The sequence below is a fragment of the Actinospica acidithermotolerans genome (assembly GCF_018139625.1).
GTDB lineage: Bacteria > Actinomycetota > Actinomycetes > Streptomycetales > Catenulisporaceae > Actinospica > Actinospica acidithermotolerans.
This window is the reverse complement of the sequence record NZ_JAGSOH010000088.1, coordinates 12,880-31,725: the sequence shown is the minus strand read 5'-3', so window position 1 is coordinate 31,725 and position 18,846 is coordinate 12,880. Positions and strand designations below refer to the sequence as shown.

13 protein-coding genes are annotated in these 18,846 nt (G+C 70.4%); 4 read left to right on the top strand and 9 right to left on the bottom strand.

What is annotated here, in order from left to right:
• From KDK95_RS24600 to KDK95_RS24570, 7 genes are all read right to left on the bottom strand, one after another.
• Positions 1-3,206, bottom strand: a 3,206-nt coding sequence (locus KDK95_RS24600; protein WP_212520643.1) for a S41 family peptidase, incomplete at its 3' end; no start/stop codon positions are given.
• 203 nt (positions 3,207-3,409) lie between these two features.
• Entirely contained in the window at positions 3,410-4,237 is an 828-nt protein-coding gene (locus KDK95_RS24595; protein WP_212520642.1) for an SAM-dependent methyltransferase, read from the bottom strand.
• A 65-nt stretch (positions 4,238-4,302) separates the two neighbouring features.
• Entirely contained in the window at positions 4,303-5,919 is a 1,617-nt protein-coding gene (locus KDK95_RS24590) for a dipeptide ABC transporter ATP-binding protein (RefSeq protein ID WP_212520641.1), read from the bottom strand.
• Positions 5,916-6,905 carry an ABC transporter permease gene (locus tag KDK95_RS24585; protein WP_212520640.1) on the bottom strand — a complete coding sequence of 330 codons (990 nt, stop codon included), beginning with the start codon at positions 6,903-6,905 and terminating at the stop codon, positions 5,916-5,918. The genes KDK95_RS24590 and KDK95_RS24585 overlap by 4 nt, the downstream gene beginning before the upstream one ends.
• On the bottom strand, positions 6,902-7,810 hold the full coding sequence (locus tag KDK95_RS24580; RefSeq protein WP_212520639.1) for an ABC transporter permease: 909 nt from the start codon (positions 7,808-7,810) through the stop codon (positions 6,902-6,904). Before KDK95_RS24580 ends, KDK95_RS24585 begins: the two co-directional genes overlap by 4 nt.
• A 36-nt stretch (positions 7,811-7,846) precedes the next feature.
• A complete protein-coding gene (locus KDK95_RS24575) occupies positions 7,847-9,574 on the bottom strand; it encodes an ABC transporter substrate-binding protein (RefSeq protein WP_307844627.1) in 1,728 nt (575 codons plus the stop codon).
• Between the two features lie 466 nt (positions 9,575-10,040).
• A complete protein-coding gene (locus KDK95_RS24570; protein ID WP_212520638.1) occupies positions 10,041-11,522 on the bottom strand; it encodes an arabinofuranosidase catalytic domain-containing protein in 1,482 nt (493 codons plus the stop codon).
• 222 nt (positions 11,523-11,744) lie between these two features.
• Between KDK95_RS24570 and KDK95_RS24565 the strand changes: the two genes are divergently transcribed.
• Positions 11,745-13,184, top strand: a complete 1,440-nt coding sequence (locus KDK95_RS24565) for an acyl-CoA synthetase (RefSeq protein ID WP_212520637.1) — start codon at positions 11,745-11,747, stop codon at positions 13,182-13,184.
• A gap of 18 nt (positions 13,185-13,202) precedes the next feature.
• Here the strand turns inward: KDK95_RS24565 and KDK95_RS24560 are convergent, their stop codons facing one another.
• Positions 13,203-14,063, bottom strand: coding sequence for an LppU/SCO3897 family protein (locus KDK95_RS24560; RefSeq protein WP_212520636.1), 861 nt, complete (start codon positions 14,061-14,063; stop codon positions 13,203-13,205).
• A gap of 205 nt (positions 14,064-14,268) precedes the next feature.
• Here KDK95_RS24560 and KDK95_RS24555 point away from each other — a divergent pair, with 205 nt between their 5' ends.
• A complete protein-coding gene (locus tag KDK95_RS24555) occupies positions 14,269-15,882 on the top strand; it encodes an alpha/beta fold hydrolase (RefSeq protein WP_212520635.1) in 1,614 nt (537 codons plus the stop codon).
• A 114-nt stretch (positions 15,883-15,996) separates the two neighbouring features.
• Positions 15,997-16,431 (top strand): hypothetical protein, encoded by a 435-nt coding sequence (locus KDK95_RS24550; protein ID WP_212520634.1) that lies wholly within the window; start codon positions 15,997-15,999, stop codon positions 16,429-16,431.
• A gap of 68 nt (positions 16,432-16,499) precedes the next feature.
• Here the strand turns inward: KDK95_RS24550 and KDK95_RS24545 are convergent, their stop codons facing one another.
• Complete coding sequence (locus KDK95_RS24545; protein WP_212520633.1) at positions 16,500-17,423, bottom strand: transglutaminase-like domain-containing protein; 924 nt, start codon at positions 17,421-17,423, stop codon at positions 16,500-16,502.
• Positions 17,424-17,577: 154 nt separating this feature from the next.
• Between KDK95_RS24545 and KDK95_RS24540 the strand changes: the two genes are divergently transcribed.
• Positions 17,578-18,840 carry an ROK family transcriptional regulator gene (locus KDK95_RS24540; protein WP_212520632.1) on the top strand — a complete coding sequence of 421 codons (1,263 nt, stop codon included), beginning with the start codon at positions 17,578-17,580 and terminating at the stop codon, positions 18,838-18,840.
• Positions 18,841-18,846: the final 6 nt, after the last annotated feature.

Sequence of the window (18,846 nt, the reverse complement as noted above, 5' to 3'; positions counted from 1 at the left end):
GGGGTGGAGATGGGGGGTTCGGCGGCGGCCGGGTGCCGCTCGAGCAGTTCCAGGGCCAGCCGGACGGCCGCCTCCAACTGCGTGTTGCGTCCCTCGGCCCAGTCCAGCGGACCGCGGACGACCTCGACGTCCGGCTCGACGCCGTGGTTCTCGATGGAGAAGCCGAGGCCGGGGAACCAGGCGGCGTTCTTGGGCACAGTGATCTGGGTGCCGTCGACGAGGGTGTGCCGGCCGGTCATGCCGACCACGCCGCCCCAGGTCCGCTGGCCGACGACCGGTCCGAGGCCGAGCGCGCGGAAGGCCGCGACGATCACGTCGCCGTCGGAGCTGGTCGCCTCGTCGGCGATGGCGACGACCGGGCCGCGCACCGCGTCGCGCGGGTAGCGCGCGGGACGCCGGTCGCGGGTGAAGTCCCAGGCCAGCACGCGCCGGTTGATCTTGTCCAGCACGAGCTGCGAGACGTTCCCGCCGGCGTTCCCGCGCACGTCCAGCACCAGGGCCGGGTAGTTGAACTCGCGGCGCAGGTCGCGGTTGAACTGGGCCCACCCGGAGCCGCTGAGGTCGGGGATGTGCAGGTAACCGCAGCGTCCTTCACTCAGTTGGCGGACTTGGGCGCGCCGATTGAGCACCGTGTCCTGATACCGCACCGGCATCTCGTCACTCAGCGGGGTGACGGCGATGCGCCGCAGTCGGCCGTCCTCACCCGAACGGAGGACGAGTTCGATCGTCGTGCCACCCGTTCCGGCTAACAGCGGCAGCGGGCCGAGCACCGGATCGGGGACGCGGCCGGCGATCTCGACGATCTCATCGCCCGGCTTCACGCCGTGCGCGGCGAGCGGTGCTCGCGCCCTCGGGTCGGAGCTCTCCCCCGCCAGGACGCGGTCGATCACCCACCTGGCCGCTTTGTCCCCGCCTTCGCGGTGCACGTCCATCGCGAGCAGCCCGAGCGGCCGTTCCGGCCGCGTCGGCCCTTCGGCCAACCGCGCCGGGACGGCGTTCGCGTGCGAGGTCCCGAGCTCGCCGAGCAGCTCCTGGAGCACGTCGCCGAAGTCGTCCGGGCTGCCCACGCGCTCGATCAGCGGCGCGTACTGCTCGGTCAGCGCGGACCAGTCGAGCCCGCACATGTTCGGATCCCAGTACTGGTCGCGCACGACGCGCGCCGCCTCGCGGTACGCCTGCCGCCACTCCTGCGCCGGGTGCACGGTGTGCGTGATCCGGCGCAGGTCCACGGTGAAGTCCCGCTCCGGATCGCGCACGCTCAGCAGCCTGAGCTCGCCGTCCGCGAGCAGCACGATCGAGCCGCCGTCGCCGGAGACCGCGAAGGCGTCGACGTCCTCGGCGAGCACCTCGCACTCGTTGCTGTCCAGGCTGTAGTACTCGAGCGCGGGCTGGCCGGACAGGTCGTCGGGGTTGGCGAAGGTCTGGCCGAGCGCACCGGAGATCGGCCAGCGCAGCCAGACCACGCCGCCGGCCACCGGGGCCGGATCGGAGTACTTCGAGGCGATGACCGGGAAGGGCACCAGACGTTCGGCGAGATCCTGCGGATCCAGCCGCATCGCGCCGTCCTGCGGCGGCGAGTAGGAGGCGGTGCCGTCCGGCGCGCGTCCCTCGACCGGAGTAGAGAAGGGCGCGAGATCGTCCACGGCCAGCGGAACGAGGTACGGCCGACAGCCCAGCGGAAACGACATGTCACCCGTATGGACGTCGTGCACCGGATCGAAGCCGCGCCAGGAGAGGAAGACCAGGAAGCGGCCGTCGGCGGTGAAGCAGGGCCCTTCGTCCTCGAAGCGGCCGGTGGTCACGTCGTAGATCCGCTCGCTGTGCCCGCAGTCGACGAGCCTGATCCGGCGCAGCGACTTGTTCGCCACCGCCTGCGACCAGACCAGCCACGCGGAGTCCGGCGAGAAGGCCAGGCCGCTGACCGGCCCGTAGCTCGAACGCACCACCTCGCGCACGTTCCCGCTGACCGCGTTCACCAGCAGCAGCCTGCCGTCGCTGGTGGCCACGGCCAGCCGCGACCCGTCCGGCGCGGCCGCCAACGCGACGACGCGGCCGATCTCACCGGCGGCCAGCACCCGCGGTTTCGGGAATCCGAGCTCGGCGAAGTTGTACGTGCCGCCGGGCAGCGGAGCGATCGCGAGCTCGTCGTCGCCGTTCGCGTCGCTGACCCAGGCCACGTGCTCGATACCCAGCATCACCGGCAGCCGGACGCGCACGCTCGGCGAATCCGCGAGCACCCGGGCCGGGCCGTCGTGGTGGGTGAGCCAGTAGAGGCTGCCGCGCACGAGCACCGCGCTGGCGCGTCCGTCGTGATCGCAGGCGAAGCCGTTGAGGTTGTACGACACAGGGATCTGATAGGGCCGGCGGCCGGTCCGCGCCCCGTCGAGCGGCACCTCCAGCCGGCGCGGCTCGGGGGCGTCGAGGCCGTCGAGCAGCCACAGGTCGCCCGCGTGCTGGTAGACGACGCGCCGGCCGTCGGTCGAGGCGTTGCGCGCGTAGAACTCGTCGTGGTCGGTGTGGCGCCGCAGGTCGGTGCCGTCGAGGCGGCAGGAGTAGACGTTCCCGATACCCTCGTGGTCGCAGAGGAATGCGACGCGCACGTCCGGCAGGTCGCCGACCAGCATCGGCGCCGCGAAATGCCCGCCGATCCCCTCCAGCAGCCGAGCGCCGTCCAGCCAGAGCCGGCCGGACGCGCCGCCGCGGTAGCGCTTCCAGGCCGCCGGATCGTGCGGCGCGGTGCCGGTGAGCAGCAGCGTGTTCCTCGGCGTGATCGCCGCGTCGGACACCGGCCCCCAGGGCAGCCGCACCGAAACCGCGCCGCTCGTCGGCAGCGAATACGCCCACGTATAGCGGCTGAAGGGCTGGTGGTAGGAGGAGACCGCGAGCACGTCGCCGTTCGGCATCCAGCCGAGCACCCGGGTGTCCTCGCTGCCCGACCAGCTCAACCGCAGCGCGGGACCGCCGGAGACCGGCGCGGTCCACACCTCCGGCGTCGGCGCGAGCCAGCTGGTCCACGCGAGCGTGCGCGCGTCCGGGGACAGCCGCGGGTTGCTCACCTTGATCCGGTCGCTGGTCACCCGCCAGGCCCGGCCGACCGATCCGTCCTCGCGCAGCGGGGCGAGCCAGACGTCGTCCTCGGCGACGAAGGTCAGCAGCGAGCCGCGCACATGCGGGTAGCGCAGGTACCCCGGAACGTCCTCGGCCATAGGCCCATGCTTGGGCCGCCGCCCACCTCGGGCAACCCGCCACGCCCGATCAGCCGACAGTTCGTACCGCGGCCCTGAGTATCGGGCCGGGTTATCGGGCCGGAGATCGGGGCTGAGCTTCGGGCCTGAGCCTCCGGCCGGGGTATCGGACCGGGGTACGCGGTATCCGGCCAGAGCCTGCGGCCGGAGCGCTCTGCGACCCGTCAGGCCTTGCGGCCCACCGCCACGTATCCGGAGTAGCGCGCGACGTCGCCGCCGCCGAGCGGGTCCGGCTCGTCGGCGCTCAGCTCCGGGCGCCAGTGGATGATGTCGACCAGGCCCGGCGGTTCGAGCTCGTATCCGTCGAACAGGCCCAGCACCTGCGCGCGGCTGCGGAAGTTGAGCCGGTGGCTTGCCCGCTGGTAGACGCCCTCGGCCTGCCGCGCCTGGGCCGGCATGTAGTCCAGCGTCCCGTGGCTGACCACGAGGAACGAGCCCGGACCGGTGGCCTCGCGATACGCGGCCACGACGCCCGGCGCGTCGTCCTCCTCGGTCAGGAAGTGCAGGACGGCCAGCATGATCACGCCGACCGGCCGGCTCAGATCCAGGAAGGACGGCACCTCGGAGCGGGTCAGGATGCTCGCCGGCTCGCGCAGGTCCGCGTGCACGACCGTCGCGTTGGGCACGTCCTGGAGGATCACCGTGCTGTGCGCGACAGCCACCGGATCCACGTCCACGTACACGATGCGCGCGTCGGGGTTCAGCGAGAGCGCGATGTCGTGCGTGTTCCCGGCGGTCGGGATGCCGGCGCCGAGATCCAGGAACTGGTCGACGCCCTGGCCGCTCAGGTAGCGGACCGCGCGGTGCAGGAAGTCCCGGTTCGCGCGGGCGATCGCGGGCATGTCCGGCCAGGCGCGCAGGATCTCCGCGGCGAGCGTGCGGTCCGCCGCGAAGTGGCACGAGCCGCCGAGATAGTAGTCGTACATGCGCGCGGCGGACGGGCGCTCGATGTCCACCTCATCGGGCACCTCGATGGCATGATCATCCGGCACGACGGCCCCCTCAGCCCAAGCCAGCTCGTCACCCCCACTATACGGCGGTCACCTGGGACGCACTGTCACGCCACCGGCAACTCGGGAACCGCGGACAACAGCGCACGCGTGTACGGGTCCTGCGCCTCGTGCAGCCCGGCGGCGGGCAGCAGTTCCACGATCCGTCCGCGGTTCATCACCGCGATCCGGTCGCTGACCTGCCGGACCACGGCCAGGTCGTGCGCGATGAAGACGAGCGTCAGCTCGAACTCCTCGCGCAGCTCCCGCAGCAGCTTCACCACCTGGGCCTGCGTGGTGACGTCGAGCGCCGAAACGGGCTCGTCGCACACGACGAGCCGGGGCCGCAGGATCAGGGCCCTGGCGATCGCCGCGCGCTGCCGCTGGCCGCCGGAGAGCTGGTGCGGGTAGCGGTGGTAGAGCGAGTCGTCGAGGCCGACGCGCTCGAGCATCCCGTCCACCGCGGCACGCAGCCTGTCCCGGTCCTTCTCGCCGTGCACGATCAGCGGCTCGGCGATCGAGTCGCCGATGCTGCGGCGCGGGTTCAGCGAGGACGCGGGGTCCTGGAAGATCAGCTGCAGATCCCGGCGGTGATCGCGCAGCGCCTTGCCGCGCCACGATCCGAGGTCGCGGCCCGCGAACTCGATGCGTCCGGACGTCGGCTTCTGCAGCCGAACGATCGAGCGGCCGAGCGTGGACTTGCCGCTGCCGCTCTCCCCCACCACGCCGAGCGATTCGCCGTTGAGCAGCTCCAGGCTCACCCCGTCCACGGCCGTGGTGGCGGCGGATCCGCGATGCGACGGGAAGACGACGCTGAGGTCGGTGACCTTCAGCAGCGGCTCGGCGGAGGCCGCGATCCGGGTCGGCAGCTCGGCGTCGAGGCGGGGAATCGCGTTGAGCAGGTCCTTCGTGTACGCGTGCTGCGGCCGCGTCAGCACCTCGCGGACCGGACCGCGCTCGACCTCGTCGCCCGACTTGAGCACGAGCACGTCGTCCACGTTGCCGCCGACGACCGCGAGGTCGTGGCTGATCAGGATCAGGCTGAGCCCGATCTCCTCGCGCAGCCGGCCGAGCAGCTGGAGGATCTGCGCCTGCACGGTCACGTCGAGGGCGGTGGTCGGCTCGTCGGCCACCAGCACGCGCGGTTCGAGCACGAGCGCCATCGCGATCAGTGCGCGCTGGCGCATGCCGCCGGAGAACTCGTGCGGGTACGCGCGGTACTTGCTGCGCGCGTCGATGCCGACCTGCTCCAGCGCCTGCGCCGCCCGCGCCCGCGCCTCGTCGGGGCCGGAGCGGAAGTGCAGGCGGTGCACGCCGGCTATCTGGTCGCCGACGCGGTGGTAAGGATCCAAGCTGGTCAGCGGCTCCTGGAAGATCATCGCCAGCTCGCGGCCGCGGATCCGCCGCAGCGTCTCGTCGTCGGCCGTGTTGATGTCCACGGGCTCGGCGATCTCGCCGGCTCCGGTCGGGCGGGGGTGCAGCAGGATTCGGCCGCCGACCTGGGCGCCGGTGCCCCGGTGCAGGCCCAGCAGGGACAGCGCCGCGGCGGACTTGCCGGACCCGGACTCGCCGACCAGCCCGAGCGCGCGGCCCGGCTCGAGCTCGAGACTCAGACCATTGAGAGCATTGACCGCGCCGAAGGAGATGCGCAGGTCCTCGACCGTGAGAATGGGGGTTGACGTCACGAGATCCTCACTCGGGGGTCGAGCACGGCGTAGAGCAGATCGGCGACGGTGTTCGCGACGATGATCAGGAACGAGGCGAGCAGCGTCACGCCGGTGATGACGGGCAGGTCGATCGTGCTCGCCGAGTCCACCATCAGCTTCCCGAGGCCGGGCAGGCCGAACATCGACTCGGTGAACACCGCGCCGGCCAGCACTCCGCCGATGTCCATCGCGGCAATCGTGGCGACCGTGGGCAGCGCGCCGCGCACGGCGTGCCTGGCCACGATGCGCCGCTCGGTGTAGCCGTAGGCGCGCAGGGTCCTGATGTGGTCCTGGCCGAGCGCTTCGAGCACGCCGGCGCGGGTCAGCCGCAGGTAGTTGCCCGCGAACGTGAGCGCGATGGCGAACCAGGGCAGCAGCAGGTTCTCGGCCCACTGTCCGACGTTCTGCGTGAACGGCACGAACGTCGGGAACGGCAGGACCTGCCACCAGACGCAGAACAGCAGCAGCAGCAACAGCGCCAGGATGAAGATCGGCACCGAGCCGAAGGCCAGCCCGACGAACGTGGTCGCCTTGTCGCGCAGCCCGTTCGGGCGCATCGCGGCGAACAGGCCGAAGCCGATGCCGAGCGAGAGCCACAGCACCGCGGCGCCGGCGACCAGCGAGACGTCCACCGGCAGCGCCTGGGTGAGCAGCTGCGTCACCGGCTCGTCGCTCTGGAACGAGTAGCCGAGGCAGGGCGCCGAGCACCAGACCGTGCCGACGCCGTTGTCGTAGGCGTGGCCGGCGAAGATGGAGCTGATGAACGTCCAGAACTGCTCGTACACCGGCCGGTTCAGGCCCATCGTCTGCCGCACCTGCGCGAGCTCGGCCGCGTCGCAGCGCTTGCCGCAGGCCAGGCTCGCCGGGTCGCCGGGCATCAGATAGAAGAGCCCGTACACGACGGCGGCGACGATCAGCAGCACGGCCGCCGCGGCGAGCAGGCGGCGGACCAGGAACGCGGTCATCGGCCGGCTCCCTTCGGATCCACGGCGCGGCGGATCTCCTCGCCGAGCGCGACGAATGCGAGCACGCAGAGCAGCAGCGTCAACGCGGGTACGAGCACGTACTCGGGATCGGTCTGGAACCAGGTCGTGGCGGTGGAGAGCATCTGGCCCCAGGACGGGGTCGGCGGCTGCACGCCGAGCCCGAGGAAGGACAGGCCCGCCTCGGCGACCATGTTCGACGGGACCATCAGGGCCGTGAACGTGACGACGGGCGCGGCGAGTCCGGGCAGGATCTCCTTGCGGGCCACCCGCCAGACGCTCGCTCCGTAGAGCCGGGCCGCCGCGACGAACTCGCGCTCGCGCAGCACCAGCGTCTCCGCGCGCACGATGCGCGCGGTCGGCGCCCAGTAGAGGCCGGCCAGGATGACGCACAGGAGCACCGGGCGCGGGAAGCTCTGCGGCACGATGGCCAGCAGCGCGATGCTGAAGAACAGGTACGGGAAGGACAGAACGAGGTCGGTGAACCGGCTCAGCAGCGTGTCCGCCCACCGGTTGCCGAGCCCCGCGGCGAGCCCGACGAGCAGGCCGAGCAGCAGCTGGCCGAGCGTGGCGCCGGCCGCGACGAGCAGCGAGATCCGCGCGCCGTAGACCAGCCGGGCGAACACGTCGCGGCCGGTGGTCGGCTCGATGCCGAGCCAGTGCGCGGCGCTGATGCCGCCGAACGGCGCGTTCGGGCCGCCGCCGGTCGCCGAGTTGAGCAGGTTGTCGTGGTAGGTGTTCGGGTCCTGGCCCTCCAGCGCGGTGAGCACCGGGGCGAGGAGCGCGATCAGGATGATCAGGCCGACGAGGATCAGCGCGACGCGGCCCCCCGGGCGCGCCCAGAGGCGGGCCCGGAGGGTCGGCTGCGCGTCGTTGTTGCGCGACATATCAGTTCAGTGAGTTGACTTGACGGGTGTTCGGGGTTACTTGACGGAGACGGACGAGATGTCGTACCAGCCCCGCCACTGGTCGACGTACGTGTTCTTCACGTTGCTGCCGTGCAGCACGACGTCGTTGACGGTGTAGAGCGGCACGGTCAGCGCGAGCTTGCCGAGCTGGGCGTCGAGGTCGCCCCAGGCCGCCTGCGCCTTGCTGTTGTCCGTGATCTGGTTGATCTTGTCGATCTCCGCCTCGACCGAGGGGTCGCTGTACTGGGCGAGGTTGAAGTTGCCGCCGCCCTGCACGATGTCCCGGCCGTCGAAGATCGGTGTCAGGAACGGCGCGCCGCTCGGCCAGTCCGCACCCCAGCTGAACAGGGAGAGCGCGGGCTCGGTCTTGGTGTTGGTGACGACGGCGTCGAAGTTCGAGTCGTCGATCGCGTCGAGCTTGAGGGTGATGCCGGCCTTGGCCAGCGCCTGCTGCAGGGCCGCCGCGTTCGCCGGACCGTCGTAGCTGGAACCGTTGCTGTCATAGGCGAGCGTGACCGTCAGGCCGTCGGGGTATCCGGCCTGCGCGAGCAGCTGCTTCGCCTTCGCGGCGTTGCCGCTCGCACCCGCCGGGAAGTAGTCGTACGGGTGGTACGCGCCGCCGATGCTCGGCGGGTCGTAGGTGGTCAGCGCCGTGGCGAGCTGGCTGCCGCCCTGCGCGTTGACCAGCGAGGTGCGGTCCACTGCGTAGGAGAAGGCCTCACGCACCAGCTGGTTGTCGAAGGGCGCGGCCTTCGTGTTGAACGCCAGGTACGTGGTGTCCGGGAAGTTGCCGCTGGTGAGCCGGGCCTTGAGCGAGGGCTGCGAAGCCGACTTGGCGAGCGTCGCCGTGTCCACGTCGGTGTCCGTGGTGATCGCGTCGGCGTCCTGGCCGATCGAGGAGGCCAGCCGCTGGTCGATCACCGTCGAGGACAGGCCGAGGCTGATGTCGATCTTGTCCGGGCAGGCGAGCCGCTGGCTGTCGGTGCCGCGGCTCCAGTACGTGTTCCGGACGAGGACGAGCTCCTTGCCCTTGGTGAAGCTCTGGATCGTGTACGGGCCCGAGGAGACCGGGTCGGCGTTGTAGTTCTTGCCGGTGTCGTCGGCCTTGGGGACCGGGGCGAACTGGGTCTCGGCGGCCAGGTACGGGAAGTCGCCCTCCGGCTTGCGCAGGTGGAAGACGATCGTCGTCGGGTTCGGCGTGGTGATCGAGGCCAGGTCCGGGTCCGATCCGTACGGGCCCTGATACGTGGACCCGCCGACCAGCCAGTCGCGCAGGTAGGGCGGCCCGCCCGCCAGCACGGAGGAGAAGGAGCGCTCGATCCCGTACTTGATGTCGGCGGACGTGATGGCCTCGCCGTTCGCGTACTTCAGGCCGGACTTGAGGTGGTAGGTCCAGACCGTCGCGTTCTCGCTCGCCTCGCCGGTGTCGGTGGCCAGGTCCGGCACGACGGTGCGGCCCTTCGCGCCGGCGGTGGTGTCGCGCGTGGTCAGCGTGCGGAACAGCAGGCGCGGGATCGCGCCGCCGCCGGAGGTGTAGAGCACGGCCGGGTCGAGGCCGGTGTCCTCGGTGGACTGGTCGAGCACGTTGAGCGTGCCGCCGGTGCAGCTCGCGGCGTTGAAGGAGGTGGCGCCCGTCGTGGTGGATGATCCGCCGCAGGCCGCGGCGAGGCCGCCGACGAGGAGTGCGGCGGCGGAGAGGGACGCGAGCTTTATTCGCCGTGCGGGCAATGGGTTGTTGAACACAGGGGTATTTCCGTTTCAGGGCAGGGTCGAGCAAGCTGCGGCGGCGCGCAGTGAGGGGAAGAGCTGGAAAAGGGCAGCAGAAAGCGCCGTCACCGCAACGAGGGAGTGCGGCTAGGCGCGGAAAATGATCAACAGAGAATATCGGCGACGCTGTGCGCGCTCATGCCGAGCAGGACGACCTCGAAGGCCGTCGGTCGGGGCGCGGACAGGTTCATACCTGCGATCCTAAGAGCGCGGTTAATTCACGGTCAAACCGGGTCCACGCTCGCGGGCATCACGATTTGATCACTCATCACGGCCCCGATGTCGCCTGGTGAACGTTCACAACCCGCTCCCGGGCCCGGTCGGCTACCCTCCCCCGGGTAACTCGCCTGAGGTCGCGGCGGCTTCGCCCCGCCACGACCTCAGGCTCGTCACCTCAGCCCGGCAACCCGTGAGGGCCTGTCAGGCGCGGTCCCTCACCTGTTCAGCTGGTGATGTCCCACTCCTGACACGTGTTGTCGAGCTGCGCCCACTGGCGGACGACGGTGCCGTTGGCGGTTCCGCAGTTCTCCGCGTCGAGCACCATGCCGTTGCCGACATTGCTGATCGTGTAGCCGCTGCCGTCCGCAGTGACGTTCCATTCCTGGCAGAGGTTGCTGAGCGACGACCAGAGATCGATTCCGGTTCCGTCCGTGTATCCGCAGTTCACCGAGTCGAGGACCTTGCCGCTGTACTCGTTGGTGATCGTGTAGCGGCCGCTGCCGAGGCTGGTGAAGGCCCAGCGCTGGCAGGTGTTGCCGAGCGAGGCCCAGGTGTCGACCTCGGCGCCGTTGGAGGTGCTGCAGTCGTAGTCGTCCATCACCTTGCCGTTGTTGACGTTGGTGAGCACGTACTCGGTACCGCTCACCGGGAAGGTCTGCGAGACCGTCGCGTAGCCGACCGAGGTGATGTTGGACTGCACGGCGTTGTCGGCCGCATCGCTCGGCTCGCCGGAGGTGATGACGCCCTCGAAGAACGAGCCGTCCGAGGCGTTGCTGTCGTCGCCGCCGGTGCCGAGCACGATCGCGCCTTCGAGGTGCATCGGGGTGTAGCCGCTGGTCGTGGGCAGCGCGCCGGAGTACCAGGTGGTCAGGCTGCCGGAGTCGGCGTTGCCGCCCTTGATCGCGTACGTGGTCGTGTTGTTGCTCTTGACGAGCGCGGTCACGAACGCGCTGGAGTTGCCGGTGTTCGACGAGTTGGCGCCGTTGCCGCCGAAGAAGAGGCCGTTCTCGAGGTCCGCCTCGACCCACGGACCCGAGCCGGCGCTGGTGAACCAGGCCTCGGTGCCGAAGTTGATGGCCTCCATGTGGCCGTTGCCCGTATCGGTGTTGCTGGTTTCCGCGTTGCCGTAGTCGAAGCAGCAGTAGCTGTCGACGTGGGTGCCGCTGGTGACCATGTATTCGCCCTGGGCCGTCGATCCGGTCGGGATCCCGCTGGTCGAGTCGTCCCGGTAGCCCACGCCGGCCTGCACCGACAGGCCGTAGACGGAATGCCCGCCCGCGGTGATCGGCAGAGCGGTGGCGATCGCGGCGTGGTCCGCGGAGCCGTTGCCGCCGGAGCCCTCGACCGTGAGGTTGTTGCCCTTGCCGCTCTGGTCGTAGATCTCGGTGACGTAGCACGTGGTGCCGGAGCAGAAGCTGTTCTGCGTCGCAGCGTTCGCATACCCGCCGGCGGCGAGCGGGTAGATGTTCGTCGAAGTGGAGTCGGACGCCCGCTGGACCTTGTAGAGCGCGCCGTCGTACGACGAGTACAGCGCGCGCACCATGCTGTGCGCGGCGACGCACGGCGTGCCGTACGAGGAGTAGATGTCACACGGGAGTTCGGTGGCGGCGTGCGCGACGCCCGAACCGGCGATCAGCGCGCCGAAAGCCAGGGCCAGCGAGCCGGTCAGCGCCAGCGGCAGGCGACTCAGCTTCCTCAATCGCATGCGTGGGGACATGGTGGACGACTCTGTCCTTCCGTAGGTATGGCGTGCCCAGGTCAGCGCGGGCACCGAGTTGTTAACGCTAACATTTCTGTCGGCGCGAACCCCGCTGGGGCAACCTCGGGGTTTGGTAGCTCACTATGACGGCGAACCCTCATTGCGTCAATGTTTCGTATCCGGCTCGCCGCGGGCCGCCTCCCGGGCGCCGCGGGTAGGGTGGAGGCCATGGAGCTGCTGCCTGGGCTGATGAGCGGATCGGCCGATGCGAGAACCGGAAGCCTGACGATCGCCGGACGCTCGCTCGGCCGGGAGGCCCTGCTGTCCGCCGCCGGCGCGGTCGCCTCGCGGATCGCCGGCGCCCCCGCGGCGGCCGTGTACGCCTCGGCCTCGCTGGAGACGGCGGTCGCCGTGCTCGGCGGACTGCTCTCCGGCGTCCCGATCGTGCCGGTCGCGCCGGACACCGGCCACCGCGAGCTGCACCACGTGCTCTCGGACAGCGGCGCGGTGCTCGTGCTCGCCGGCCAGGACGAGCCCGGCGTGGAGATGGCTTCCTGGGCGAGCTGCGGCGTGCCGATCGCCTCGGTCTCGCTGTCCGAGCACTGCACGCTGCCCACCGGCCCGACGCCGGGCCTCGACGGCACCGCGCTCGTGCTCTACACCTCGGGCACGACCGGCGTGCCCAAGGGCGTGCCCGTGACCGGCCGCGCCATCGCCGCCGACCTCGACGCGCTGGCCGAGGCCTGGGCATGGACCCCTGAAGACACACTCGTGCACGGCCTGCCCTTGTTTCATGTGCACGGGCTCGTCCTCGGTCTGCTCGGCCCGCTCAGGATCGGATCAAAGCTCGTACATACCGGCAAGCCGACGCCCGAGGGCTACGCGCGCGCGAACGGCAGCCTCTACTTCGGCGTCCCGACGGTCTGGTCGCGGATCACCCAGGACCCGGAGTCGGCCAAGGCGCTCTCCGGCGCGCGGCTGCTCGTCTCCGGTTCCGCGGCGCTGCCCGCGCCCGTCTTCGAGCGGCTCGAGGGACTCACGGGCCTGCGACCCGCCGAGCGCTACGGCATGACCGAGACCCTGATCACCGTCGCGGCCCGTGCCGACAACGCGCACCGGCGGCCCGGCGCCGTCGGCAAGCCGATCCGCGGCGTCGAGACCCGCCTGGTCAGCGAAGAGGGCGAAGCGCTCCCCTACGACGGCACGACGGTCGGCGAGTTGCAGGTGCGCGGCGCGACCGTGTTCGACGGATACCTGCGCAGGCCGGAGGCGACCGCCGCGTCCTTCACCGAGGACGGCTGGTTCAGGACCGGCGACATGGCCGTGATCGAACCGGACGGCACGCACCGCATCGTCGGCCGTGCCTCCACCGATCTGATCAAGTCCGGCGGCTACCGGATCGGCGCCGGAGAGGTGGAGAACGCCCTGCTCGCGCACCCGGCCGTGCGCGAGGCTGCCGTCATCGGCGTCCCGGACGACGACCTGGGCCAGCGCATCGTCGCCTATGTGGTCCCGGACGCGCGCGGCGCCGTATCAGAGCAGGAGCTCATCGACAGCGTGGCCAGGGACCTGTCCGTGCACAAACGCCCCCGCAAGATCAAGTTCGTGGACTCGCTCCCGCGCAACGCCATGGGCAAGGTCCGCAAGGACCAGCTGGGCAAGCACTAGGCATCCAGTCGGCGGCGGCTACTTCCGCTTGTACTTGTCGACGCAGAGCACGAACGTGGGCGACGAAGTCCAGTAGTACGAGTAGTCGTAGCTGCCGAACTTCGAGCACCCCGTCGTGACGGTCGTGCCGTTGAGCCGGCCGACGACGATCCAGGCCGCGCGCGAACTCGTGCAGTCCACCTCGTAGGTCGCCGAGGAGTCCAGGCAGTTGTCGACGCCGGCGCGCCGCGGGCTGTAGTCGCCGGTCAGCGAGTTGAGGCAGTAGAGCGTGTACGCGCCGCCGGAGTCGCCGTTCTCGAACTCGTTGTCGTTGCCGTTGACGGTGTAGCACTGCGACATGTCTGTATCGACGTTGCCCGACTCGTTCTGGAAGGCGTAGATGATCTTATAGTTCGCCTTCGAGCAGTCGGCCTGCGTCACGCTGAAATCGCTGCCGGAACCGGAGGTCTCGACGCACTCGCCGACGTAGAAGCTCTGCGTGCCCTCCTCCGCCGAGGAGGAGTTGCCCGTGTCGCCGGAGTAGCTGCCGGTACTTGTATCGGTGGCCTGCGACGTCCCCTGCGGCGCCGGTGCCGTGGAAGAGGCCACACCCGGCAACGCGCCGGACGAAGCGCCTGAGGTCGACGTTCCCGCCGGGTAGCCCGGAAGTCCCACACTCACGCTCGGCTGCGCGACAAGCGTGGTCTTGGCGGGCTTCGACGAGCCGCCGAGGGCGAACACCGCGCCCACCCCGAGAGCCAGCACCGCGACCAGGATGCCCGCCGCCGCGCCGAGCGGGACGCCGGGCCGATCTTCGTACGGATCATGGGGATCGTAGGGATCGTCATACGGCGTACCCCCGGGGAACTCCGGCGGCGTGAAGTCACCTGTCGCTGACACTGGGACGAGCCTCTCCCGAAGAGCAGTCGGTCCGCGGACACTTTAGCGAGCGCCCGGGCCGCCGGGAAGCGCCGGCCGCGCGCCTTCGCCCTTTGCGCAAGCTTGGCCAAGGTGCACGGGCGCAGCACCTTGACGTAGGTTACCGGCCGGTAGGACCTTGAGGGCACCCAAACCTTACTCTTCAGTAACCTACCGGAGGTCAACGGTGCCCTTCGCCCGAAGCAGCACGGCCATCGCGCGAAGACCGCGTGCGACGGCCGCCGCCCTCGCCGCGATGACCCTGCTCGCGTCCACCGCCGCCGGCGTTCTCGCCGCGCCCGCGCAGGCGGCGAGTTCGTCCGTCACCAACACGGATGTCACCCTGACGATGTCCGACGGCGTGGATCTGGCCGGCATCCTCACCCAGCCGACGAGCCCGGGCCCGCACCCCGCGATCGTCTTCGTCTCGAGCTGGGGGCTGCCCGACTTCGAGTACTACGACCAGGCCCAGCAGTTCGCGGCCGACGGCTACGACGTACTCGAATACGATCCCCGCGGGTTCTACAACTCCGGCGGCACGATCGACGTCGCCAGCCCGCAGGACGTCGACGACGTCTCCACCGTGATCGACTGGCTCCTCGCCGACACGAACGCCGACCCGGCGGAGATCGGCGTCGGCGGCATCTCCTACGGCGCGGGCCTGAGCCTGCTCGCGGCGGCCCACGACCCGCGGATCAAGGCCGTGGCCTCGATGAGCGCGTGGACGGACCTCGACTACTCGCTCTACCCGAACAACACCCGCCACCAGGAGTCCACCGACCTGCTCGTCGCCGCCGCCGAGCTCACCGGCAAACTGAGCAGCGACTTCCAGAGCATCCTCGATGACTACTACGCGGACACGAACATCAATACCGTCCTCCAGTGGGGCGCCGTGAGATCTCCGCAGACGTACGTCAATGAGATCAATGCGAACAGGACCGCGGTCTTCATCTCCAACGGCCTCCAGGACAGCATCTTCGCGCCGAGCCAGCTCACGCCGTTCTACAACGACCTGACCACGGCCAAGCGCCTGATGCTGCAGCCCGGCGACCACGCCACCGCCGAGGCCGGCGGCCTGCTCGGCGCCGCCAACACGGTGTGGACGAACGTGCACGAGTGGTTCGACCACTACCTGACCGGCGCCGCCAACGGCATCGACGCGCAGCAGCCGGTCCAGGTCGAGCCGGTCGGCACCGGCACGTACGAGGGCTACTCGAGTCTCAGTGCCCTGAGCACGAGCTCCGCGACCTTCAACCTCGGCGGCACGAACATCTTCGGCACCGGCAGCCTCAGCTCCGCCGCCCCCGGCACCTGGAGCACCGGCATCGACGTCGGCACCGCCACCTGCGCGTCCGGCGGAACCCTCGAGGTCAGCGGCCTGCTCGAGCAACTGCTCGACCTTCCCCCGCAGTGCTGGCTGCCGAGCATCGCCCGCAGCGCGGCCGCGGTCTGGGAGTCCGCCATGATGACCAGCGAGCAGAAGATCCGCGGCGCCGCCACCCTCAACCTCACGTTCAATCCGAGCGCGAGCACCGGCACCGTATACGCGTACCTGTACGACGTGAACCTGCTGGGCGAGGGCAGCCTGATCAGCTACGTGCCATACACGTACACCGACGCAACCCCCGGCAAGCCGACGACGGTCAGCACCCGGTTCATCAGCGCCGCCTACAACGTTCCGGCGGGCGACTACCTCGGCGTCGTCATCGGCACCAAGGACCCCTTGTTCCTGGACAGCGACCAGTCCGGCAGCACGGTCAGCTTCAGCGGGCCGTCGAGCGTGACGCTGCCGCTGAACTGAGCTCCGTCGCGAGGATCGGGGTAGCGAGGTGGCGATAGCGCGACGGTTGTAGCGGGACAGCGAGATCGCAGCAGTCCAGAGGCCGCGGCGGGACGGTCGACGTAGAGTTCACGTATGAGCGTGAACGTCGACCCCGTCCTTGCCGCGGCCCTCGCTCCCGTCCTGCGCGACCTCGACGTCGGCCACGTCCCCGAACCACGCATCGGCGATCCCCGGCCGGACTTCTATCCCGGCAGTCCGAACCTCACCCTCATCGGCGCCGACGACACCGCCTGGGCCGTCCGCCTGAAAGCCGACGCCCCCCGCGCCGAACAGCTGGCCCACCTGGCCGACCAGGTCCAGGAGTGGGCGATCGAACTCCTCTGGGCGCTCGGCAGGCCGGCCGTGTGGCCCGAATGCCCCGACCACCCTGATTCGCACCCCCTCCAGACGAACGTCGTCGACGAGTACACCCCGACGGCGACGGCGGTGTGGAGCTGCCCGCAGTCAGGGCACGTGGTTGCGAGGATCGGGGAGCTGTCGGAGGCCGGAAGGACCGGGCCCGGCTAGCGATCGGCGAATTCGAGCACGACCGATCAGCGTGGTCATGCAGGCATCGAGGCGACGGGCGACGGCTGCTACCTGCGCAGCGTCACCTCTCGCGGTCCGTTGAAGGGGGCGAGGGAGATGACCGTCGCGGGAGTGCGGAGGCCGGCGTTCTCGGCGAAGAGGCTGCGGGCCGCACTGAAGACGATCTCTTCGTCGGCCACGCGGGCGGCGAGGTCGTAGAGGTCGTGGATCTCGTCGGTCATGTCGTCGTCGCCGCCGGCGCCGATGCCCCAGATGTCCCACAGCAGGGTCTCGACCTTGTTCGCGGCGGCGAGGTCGAGGCGGATGTTGCCGGCGACGAACCATTCGCCGACGAGCTGGGCGCCGTCGGGGAGGCTGACACCGAAGGTCTTGGCGTCGGCGTTGCCCGCGCGGATGAGCTGCCAGGCCTTGCCGGCCACCAGGAATCGGTCGCGCGGGACGTCCATGGGGTCGAAGGCGACCTTGTGGCCCTCGGCGACCTGCGCGTCGGCGAGACGCCAGCCGTGCTGGGCGTCCCAGTACTCGGTGACGACGTGGTCATAGTGGAAGCCGTCGGTGCCGAAGTAGTCGGCGAAGCCGGAGCGGATGCGGGCCGGAACGCCCTTCGCCCGCATGAACGAGCAGAGCAGCAGCGCGAAGTCGCGGCAGACGCCGACGAAGCGGTCGGCGTAAGGGCGCGGCACGGTCAGCGGCTCGTCCCTGCGGTGCACGATCAGCTTGAGGATCTCGTCGACGTAGCGGGTCTCGGCGTCGTCGCACAGGCGCTCCTCGGCGATCGCGAAGTCGAAGAGGCCTCCTTCCAACCGATGGATCATCAGCCTTCGGACCACGAGTGCGAGCTCGCGCGGGTCGTCGGGCAGGGCGTCGTAGTAGCGGGCGAGATCGCCGGGGTCGCTGTAGACGCTTTGCGCGGCGTAGAACTCGGACTCGGCAGGCATGAGCCGGGCGACGGTCATGGCGGTTACCCCCAACTATTCGATCATGTGTTCGAACCGGGCTGCTGTCCGCCATCGTGTCAAAATTCCCCGCGCGATGTCGAGAATTCCGCGTAATCGGCGTGGCGCGGACCGGCCGTCGGCGGTGTTCCTCACACCGCGCACAGGGATCTGGGTTAGATTCGCCCTCATGACGACCACGCGGACGCCGGACGAGACCTCGCGGCCCTGGAGCAGTCGCACTCTCCGGGTGAACAACGAGCGTGTGCTGCTCGAGCGGCTGCGGCTCTCGGGCGCGGCGTCGCGCGCGGAGCTCGCCCGGGTCACCGGGATCTCGAAGCCCACGGTCTCGGCCGCGCTCGGCAACCTGGAGGCGGCGGGGCTGGTCCGGGAGACCGGCGAGATGGCCGTGACGGCCGGGCGCGGGCGCAGCGCGGTGCTCTACGAGGTGAACCCGACCGCGGGCCACGTCGTCGGGATCGACATCGGGCGCTCGCGGATCCGGGTGGCGCTGGCCGACCTCGAGGGCACGATCCGGGGGCGGCGCGAGGTGCCGAACGACGTGGACGGCGCGGCCGGGCCCGAGCCGATCGTGGCCACGGCCACGCAGTCGGCGCGCGAGGTCGTCGCGGAGGCGGGCCTGGACTGGTCGCAGGTCGTGCACACCGTCGTGGGCACGCCGGGCGTCTTCGATCCGGCGAGCAACGAAGTGCGCTACGCCGGGAGCCTGCCGGGCTGGGGGCGCACCGGCGTGGTCGACAGCCTGCGCCGGGAGCTCGGCGAGTCGCTGAGCGTGCACAACGACGCGAACCTGGCGGCGTTCGGCGAGTACGTCTTCGGCGCCGGCCGGGACTGTCCGCTGCTGGTCTTCCTCATGGTCGGCACGGGGATCGGCGCCGGCATCGTGGTGGACGGGAAGCTGTTCGCGGGGGCCAGCGGCGCGGCCGGCGAGGTCGGGTACCTGCCGTTCCCCGCCTCCGCGCCGTACGCCGGGACGCAGGCCACGCAGCAGACCTCGACCGAACCGGGATCAGGGACCACAGAACCCTTCTACCAGCGCGGCATGCTGGACGCCGCGGTCGGCGGGTCGGCCGTGACCGCGCTCGCGGCGGCGGCGGGCATGCGGGTGTCCGGCGGTCCGAAGGAAGTCTTCGACGCGGCACGCGCCGGTAACGCGGCCGCGCTCGACGCCGTGCGCGGCGAGGCGACCCGGCTCGCCCACGCGGTGGCCGCGATCGCCGCGATGCTCGACCCGGCGCTCATCGTCCTCGGCGGCGGGGTCGGCGACAACGCGGACCTGCTGCTCGATCCGATCTACGAGTCCCTGGCCGCGCTCACCCCGCTGCGTCCGCCGATCGTCCCCGCCGCGCTCGGCGGGGACGCTGTGCTGATCGGCGCGATCGCGACGGCGCTTGGCACGGCCAGGGAACTCGTCTTCGAGGGCAGACTCTGAGGCAGA

Excerpts from the sequence above, each read along its gene's own strand:
- KDK95_RS24565 (WP_212520637.1), top strand. The coding sequence starts at position 11,745 with ATGGAGCTGCTGCCTGGGCTGATGAGCGGATCGGCCGATGCGAGAACC.
- KDK95_RS24585 (WP_212520640.1), bottom strand. The coding sequence starts at position 6,905 with ATGACCGCGTTCCTGGTCCGCCGCCTGCTCGCCGCGGCGGCCGTGCTG.
- KDK95_RS24580 (WP_212520639.1), bottom strand. The coding sequence starts at position 7,810 with ATGTCGCGCAACAACGACGCGCAGCCGACCCTCCGGGCCCGCCTCTGG.
- KDK95_RS24540 (WP_212520632.1), top strand. The coding sequence starts at position 17,578 with ATGACGACCACGCGGACGCCGGACGAGACCTCGCGGCCCTGGAGCAGT.
- KDK95_RS24570 (WP_212520638.1), bottom strand. The coding sequence starts at position 11,522 with ATGCGATTGAGGAAGCTGAGTCGCCTGCCGCTGGCGCTGACCGGCTCG.
- KDK95_RS24550 (WP_212520634.1), top strand. The coding sequence starts at position 15,997 with ATGAGCGTGAACGTCGACCCCGTCCTTGCCGCGGCCCTCGCTCCCGTC.